Genomic DNA, 5,696 nt, shown 5'->3' on the forward strand with positions numbered 1-5,696 from the left:
GGACAGAAATTTGGAGATATAAAGAAGATGCCTGGGAAGATGTCATTTACGAACTTTCCAGAATTAAAGATGGCGAATGGCTTGAAGCTGGTGAGGAAGAATTGACGCTTGTTGCGGACTCGGAAAGTGCCGAAACATTCATTCAGAAATTGGGCCTGCTCTTTTCTGCTAACAAAGAGGTGAAGCCGTCGGCCAACCTCGAGAAAAAACCTTCACCGTCACGTTCAGGCGAAAAGGAAGAATTGCGGAAAATCTACCAAAAAAGAACAACCATTGATAATCTGCTTGATATTTACAATGATTATCGAATTTTATATAAATGGTTTAATGATGAAGAATATGCTCATGTTATGAGAGTGATACTGCGCAAGTTATCGATCCTTGTCAATAATGATGGAAAAAGCCATGTTTAAGGCAAGTTTGAAAACTGGAGCAGAACATAAAGCAAGAATGGACTTCCGGCCACTAAAATTATTTTATATAAAAAGTCCAAGATGTTTTCGAATGATTCAAGTACTGCACTGTCTTCTTTATTTACATCCTCCACAAACAATTCGGCCAGGGTACCCAGTCTATCCACACGAATCCACTCCTTGATAAGTTTATTTCATTCTATGCTTGTCCAATTTAGTTAGAACCTATACAAAAATTCAGTCTATGCTTGGCATGAAACAGGCATGCTTCACATACATTTGAATAAAGGGGGGCGAATCCGTGAAAGAGATTGAGGTTTTTATTGATACAGAGGAAATAGCTGAATTTTTCTTTCATGAACTTGTAAAAAGGGGATACGTTCCCACGGAAGAGGAACTTGAAGAAATGGCAGATATCACTTTTGAGTATCTGATAGAAAAGTGCATTATCGATGAAGAACAGGACATAGACTAGAACTTAATTTTTTAAAGGTGGATTCAACTGGGTCTGCCTTTTTTATTGAGGATGGAAATGTGCTCACCAATAGAGCAAAAAAAAATTTCAAAAGTGTGAAACCCTTAGATAAGATAAACGTATACATAAACATGAATCAATAAGAATTTTGGGAGGATAAACTAATGTCGTTTTTTAATAAAGTGTTCGCTAGTGTAGGAATCGGTGCAGCGAAGGTAGATACAAGACTAGAAAAAGATCGGGTTATGCCAGGCGAAGAGGTTCGCGGCGTGGTTCAAATCCGCGGCGGCAGCACAGAACAGAATATTGATGATATTTACCTGAGTTTACATACAACTTATATAAAGGAATCAGATGATAAAAAATACACTGCAACTGCTCAAATTGATCGTTTCAAACTGACACAGTCCTTCAGGATTAAGGACAATGAAACAAAAGAAATTCCGTTTACATTCAGGCTTCCATTGGAAATGCCTTTGTCAATGGGTCGGACAAAAGTTTGGGTAACAACTGGACTGGACATTAAAAATGCTGTTGACCCTACTGATAAGGATTATTTAACTGTTATTCCAAACCCATTGATGGATGGGATTTTCAATGCAGTCAGCGATTTGGGCTTCCGCTTGAGAGAGGCGGAATGCGAAGAGGCACCAAGACATCTTCGCAGACATCTCCCATTTGTCCAGGAATTCGAGTTTGTGCCGGTATCTGGTCCTTTCAGAGGCAGGCTTGACGAATTAGAACTTAATTTATATCCGAACAATGAAAATGAAATAGAAGTATTAATGCAAGTTGACCGCAGGGCGAAGGGTCTTGGCGGATTTCTATCAGAGGCAATGGGTATGGACGAATCCTATGTCCGGATGACTGTCCATGCTTCAGACCTTCCATCATTAAAGCAAAAAATCCAGGCTGCAGTGGAGCGTTATTGCTAAATGTTAACAAACTTAAGGGAAGAAGACGATGAAGCTAAGCTCCATCGTCTTTTTTCTATGCCTTGCTTTTCCGGCCAGTTGCGGAATATTCTTTTCCGTGTGCTTCCTGCTCGGCAATGATTGCTTCAGGCGGGATATGATTGTTTTTCTTAGGTGAATTGATCCTGTTACGGTGTTTCTTTCCCATTGTTCATTCTCCTTTTTAAACCATATTTTTTCGAAAATAATGTTGAGGAATTTTTTGCAATGGCAATGGCTAAGCTATTTCTAGCATTCCCGTCTACAAAATTGTCATGAAACTGAAGATTTTCCTGAGCAGCTATATTATGGTATAGTTTTGTAGTAGCAACCCATAGGATGGAGGATTTTATTATGAGTGTACATATTGGTGCGAAAGAAAATGAAATTGCAGAAACGGTATTGCTTCCTGGCGATCCTTTAAGAGCGAAATATATTGCTGAAACTTTCCTTGAAAATGCACAGCTATATAATGAAGTAAGAAATATGTTCGGTTACACTGGTACATACAAAGGCAAAAGAATCTCAGTTCAGGGTACTGGAATGGGCGTTCCTTCCATTTCAATTTATATTAATGAACTAATGAATAGCTACAATGTACAAAACCTTGTGCGTGTAGGAACATGCGGTGCCATTCAAAAGGATGTAAAAGTTAGAGACGTCATCCTTGCTATGAGCTCATCAACTGATTCACAGATGAACCGCATGACATTTGGCGGTGTGGATTTTGCTCCAACTGCTAACTTCGACCTGCTATATAAAGCGTATAACTCAGGTTTGGAAAAAGGCTTGAACCTTAAAGTGGGGAATGTATTCACTGCTGACCAGTTCTACAATGATAATGCTGAACTTGAAAAATGGGCGCAATACCAAATTCTTGCAATAGAAATGGAAACAACAGCACTTTACACATTGGCTGCCAAATATGATCGCAAGGCTCTATCAATCCTTACTGTAAGTGACCATATCCTTACAGGTGAAGAAACTACATCAGAGGAACGCCAGACAACCTTCAACGATATGATTGAAGTTGCACTTGAAGCAGTAGTTAAAGAATAAATTAGCCTGAAAACCCTTTCCTAGTGGAAAGGGTTTTTCCGTAAGCAAGTTTGCAAGCACTAATTTACAGGCATAATTAAAAGAACATGAATGGGAAAAAAGGCCATACGAAACTGTTTTGAAAAATGATAGAATGGTGTTATTGCCTCAGAAAGCTAAAGATTGGTGGATAAAATGAAGAAGATTTTACTATTATGTACTTTGCCATTATTGTTGGCAGGATGTGCACCTGCAGAAACTTATTTAAAGAAGATTCCTTACATTGGAGAAAAATTTACTGGACAAGAACAGCAGGCTGACGAACAAGAGAATATACCTAGTGATACTACTCCACAAGATGATAACATGAGTGAAAATGAAGAGAATGTGGACAAGCCTGGAGAAGATGAACTGACGCTAGAAGCCGCATATTTCAATGTCATTCAAAATGCAGATGGCAGAAATGTTATCCAAAATCCACAAAATACTTTATCCCTTGTTAATAAAGTATTTGGGTTGCCGGCAAACTATATTCCGAATGATTTAGTCCGCCCTAATGTACTGTTCTCGTTTGGTGATGCCAAGCTTGAGAAAAGCTTAATGAGACAAGAAGCCGCTGTTGCCATGGAAAAAATGTTTGCTGGGGCGAAAAACGATGGAATCGAATTAGCCGCAGTCTCCGGGTATCGGTCATATGGACGCCAGGATGCAATTTTTAATGCTGAAATTAAAAGAGTTGGCAAGGAAAAAGCTCTAGAAGCAGTAGCGATACCGGGAAGCAGTGAACATCAAACCGGTTTGACGATGGATATCTCCAGCAGGACAAATGACTTTAATCTTGATGAGCAATTCGCTAAAACAAAAGAAGGAGTATGGCTTGTTCACAATGCTCATGAATATGGGTTTATTTTAAGGTACCCAAAAGGCAAGGAAGGCATTACCGGCTATATGTACGAGCCATGGCATTTCCGTTATGTTGGCATCAAGGCAGCTACTGAGATATATAAAAATAATTGGACATTGGAAGAATACTTCGATAATGTGAAAAAAATCTAATAAGTGAGAGCCTTGCCAGCTGGTGGCAGGCTCTTTTTGTTGTTTTGCTTAGCGATAAAATTACATTACATTTCTTTTCTTAAGGATCGCATTTGGATTGCTAAATTTGTAGGTGGGCTACTATATCTGATTAAGTGTATCTATAGCTGTATGCGTTAAAAAGTTGCAAATGCACTTTTATAAAAGCTTGTATATAAGTATTGAGTGCCAAGTCGGAAAGAATTGATGTAAGTTATAGGTTTTGGGCTTATCTGATATGTGACAATTATTACTGTGGAAACCACAAAAAGATGTAAACTAACAAAAAAAGCAAGTTTTTTTTGTTGATAAATATACTATACTGGGGTATAGTAAAGTTATAGCTGATAATAATTTAAAGTGAAGTTTATATGATCAGCTATGTCAAAGCTCAATGTTGTTAGTTAGCATGCCCGAGCGGAAATGAACAGTAAAGATTAACGAATCCGATAATGTAAAATCGGAAAACAAAGCGGGGTGTTGAGATTGAAAGAACAAATAAGCATCGATATAACCGGTATGACCTGTGCCTCCTGTTCAACAAGGATTGAAAAAATCCTCAATAAGATGGACGGGGTAGAGGCAACAGTAAATCTGGCAATGGAAAATGCCTCAGTCACATATGAACCAGATAAAATAAATCCCGACGATATATTTAATAAAATTAACAATCTGGGGTACGGGATCAGAAATGACAAGTTGGATTTGGACGTTTTTGGTATGACCTGCGCCGCATGCTCCACAAGGATCGAAAAGGTTCTTAACAAGATGGATGGAATGGTTTCAGCAACTGTTAATCTAGCCACTGAATCAGCATCTGTTGAATATAACAGTGCCATTCTGTCATCAGAAAAAATAATCGGCAAAATTCAGAACCTTGGATATGACGCAAAGAAAAAAGTCCAGCGTGAAGCAAAAGCACAGCAAAAAGAAGAAGAAATCAACGCAAAGAAGAGAAAGCTGTGGATCTCAATTCTATTATCTCTTCCACTTCTTTATACGATGATTGGGCATGCGCCATGGGACACTGGGCTGCCGATGCCTGAATTATTGATGAATCCTTGGTTCCAGCTATTGTTAGCGACACCGGTGCAATTTTTTATTGGCGGACAATTTTATGTAGGTGCTTATAAATCACTTAAAAACAAGAGTGCAAATATGGATGTACTTGTCGCGCTCGGTACATCTGCCGCATATTTTTACAGTCTGGCGGAAGCGATCAAAACGATTGGAAAACCGCACTACCATCCTCATCTTTATTTTGAAACGAGTGCTGTCCTAATTACCTTGATTTTAGTCGGGAAGTTGTTTGAGGCATTAGCAAAAGGCCGTACAACAGAAGCGATTTCAAAATTGCTGAGCCTTCAGGCTAAGGAAGCGACTGTAATCAGGGATGGGCAGGAAATCAAAATTCCAATCGAAGATGTAAAAGTGAACGATACAATTATCGTCAAACCTGGTGAAAAGATTCCAGTAGATGGAAAAGTAGTATCGGGTCAATCAGCAGTCGATGAAGCAATGATTACCGGAGAATCCATACCTGTTGAGAAAACATCTGGTGATCCTTTAATTGGAGCAACCATCAATAAAAATGGAACGCTAACTATGAGCGCAACAAAGGTTGGAAAAGATACCGCTTTAGCTGGCATCATTAAAGTAGTAGAGGAAGCGCAGGGAAGCAAGGCGCCGATCCAGCGTGTTGCCGATAAAATTTCAGGTGTTTTCGTTCCTGTAGTAGTAGGA

The 5,696-nt window shown here is 39.0% G+C and carries 7 protein-coding genes and 1 pseudogene; 6 read left to right on the forward strand and 2 right to left on the reverse strand.

The features are described from left to right. A pseudogene (locus WB217_RS12615) lies at positions 1–413 on the forward strand (hypothetical protein); the annotation flags it as partial. Here the strand turns inward: WB217_RS12615 and WB217_RS12620 are convergent. Next, entirely contained in the window at positions 410–580 is a 171-nt protein-coding gene (locus WB217_RS12620; protein WP_423993569.1) for a hypothetical protein, read from the reverse strand. The pseudogene WB217_RS12615 and the gene WB217_RS12620 sit on opposite strands and share 4 nt — an antisense overlap. A gap of 134 nt (positions 581–714) precedes the next feature. Between WB217_RS12620 and WB217_RS12625 the strand changes: the two genes are divergently transcribed. After that, positions 715–888: a YozD family protein gene (locus WB217_RS12625; RefSeq protein ID WP_125480955.1), complete on the forward strand. Its 174-nt coding sequence runs from the start codon at positions 715–717 to the stop codon at positions 886–888. 164 nt (positions 889–1,052) lie between these two features. Further along, a complete protein-coding gene (locus WB217_RS12630) occupies positions 1,053–1,823 on the forward strand; it encodes a sporulation protein (protein ID WP_423993570.1) in 771 nt (256 codons plus the stop codon). A gap of 55 nt (positions 1,824–1,878) precedes the next feature. Here the strand turns inward: WB217_RS12630 and WB217_RS12635 are convergent, their stop codons facing one another. Further along, the gene (locus WB217_RS12635) at positions 1,879–2,010 is read right to left on the reverse strand and encodes a hypothetical protein (protein WP_335430450.1); all 132 of its coding nucleotides are present in this window, start codon (positions 2,008–2,010) and stop codon (positions 1,879–1,881) included. Positions 2,011–2,195: 185 nt separating this feature from the next. Here WB217_RS12635 and deoD point away from each other — a divergent pair, with 185 nt between their 5' ends. From deoD to WB217_RS12650, 3 genes are all read left to right on the forward strand, one after another. Further along, a complete protein-coding gene (gene deoD, locus WB217_RS12640; protein ID WP_423993571.1) occupies positions 2,196–2,900 on the forward strand; it encodes a purine-nucleoside phosphorylase in 705 nt (234 codons plus the stop codon). A gap of 174 nt (positions 2,901–3,074) precedes the next feature. After that, positions 3,075–3,935 carry a M15 family metallopeptidase gene (locus tag WB217_RS12645; protein ID WP_423993572.1) on the forward strand — a complete coding sequence of 287 codons (861 nt, stop codon included), beginning with the start codon at positions 3,075–3,077 and terminating at the stop codon, positions 3,933–3,935. 504 nt (positions 3,936–4,439) lie between these two features. Beyond that, positions 4,440–5,696, forward strand: a 1,257-nt coding sequence (locus tag WB217_RS12650; RefSeq protein ID WP_423993573.1) for a heavy metal translocating P-type ATPase, incomplete at its 3' end; no start/stop codon positions are given.

This window comes from Mesobacillus sp., from assembly GCF_049588175.1.
Lineage (GTDB): Bacteria > Bacillota > Bacilli > Bacillales > Cytobacillaceae > Mesobacillus.